Below are 990 nucleotides of genomic sequence, written 5' to 3'. Positions count from 1 at the left end.
GGAGTGTTTGTCCGGTGGTGGGGAGCGGCCGTTGGTGGTGGTGACGCGGGGTGCGGTGGCGGTGGTGCCGGGTGAGGTGGCCGATCCGGTCGGTGCGGTGGTGTGGGGTCTGGTGCGGTCGGCGCAGACGGAGCATCCGGGGCGTTTTGTGCTGGTGGATGTGGAGGCTGCCGGTGAGGTGCCGGTGGGGGTGGTGGCGGCGGCGGTGGCCGCTGGTGAGTGGCAGGTGGCGGTGCGCGGGGAGCGGGTGCTGGTGCCGCGGCTGGTGCGGGCGGCCGTCTCCGGTGGTGGTGCCGGTGCCGGTGGTGGTGCCGGGCCCGATACCGCCCGCCTCGGCTCTCTGGACCCGGACGGCACGGTGCTGGTGACCGGTGGGACGGGGACGCTGGGGGGTGTGGTGGCGCGGCATCTGGTGGTGGTGCACGGGGTGCGGCGTGTGTTGCTGGTCAGTCGTCGGGGCCGGGAGGCGGCGGGGGCTGCGGAGTTGGTGGCGGAGTTGGGCCGGTTGGGGGCGGAGGTGGAGGTGGCCGCCTGTGATGTCGCCGATCGGGCGGCGGTGGCCGGGCTGCTGGTTGGGCGTTCGTTGTCGGCGGTGGTGCATACCGCGGGGGTGCTGGCGGATGCGACGGTGGAGTCGTTGACGGCGGGGCAGGTGGAGGAGGTGTTGCGGCCGAAGGTGGATGCGGCGTGGCATCTGCATGAGTTGACGCGGGGGATGGGTCTGTCGGCGTTCGTGTTGTTCTCGTCGGTGGCGGGGACGTTGGGGACGGCGGGGCAGGCGAATTATGCGGCGGCGAACGCGTTTTTGGACGCGCTGGCGGTGCACCGCCGGGCGCAGGGGTTGCCGGCGGTGTCGTTGGCGTGGGGGTTGTGGGGGCAGAGCAGTGGGATGACCGGTGAGTTGTCGGAGGTGGACCGGGCGCGGATGCGGCGGGCGGGGATCGCGCCGCTGGCCACCGGTGAGGCCCTCGCCGCCCTCGACGCCGCACT

Annotated in this window: 1 protein-coding gene; it reads left to right on the top strand. The window is 73.4% G+C overall.

What is annotated here, in order from left to right; genetic code table 11:
• A partial coding sequence (locus tag CUT83_RS15120) for a beta-ketoacyl reductase (RefSeq protein WP_143688566.1) occupies positions 1–990 on the top strand: 990 nt, incomplete at both ends.

The sequence above is a fragment of the Streptomyces barkulensis genome (assembly GCF_002843305.1).
GTDB lineage: Bacteria > Actinomycetota > Actinomycetes > Streptomycetales > Streptomycetaceae > Streptomyces > Streptomyces barkulensis.
The sequence above is the reverse complement of the archived record's forward strand: the minus strand, read 5'-3'. Positions and strand labels throughout refer to the sequence as shown.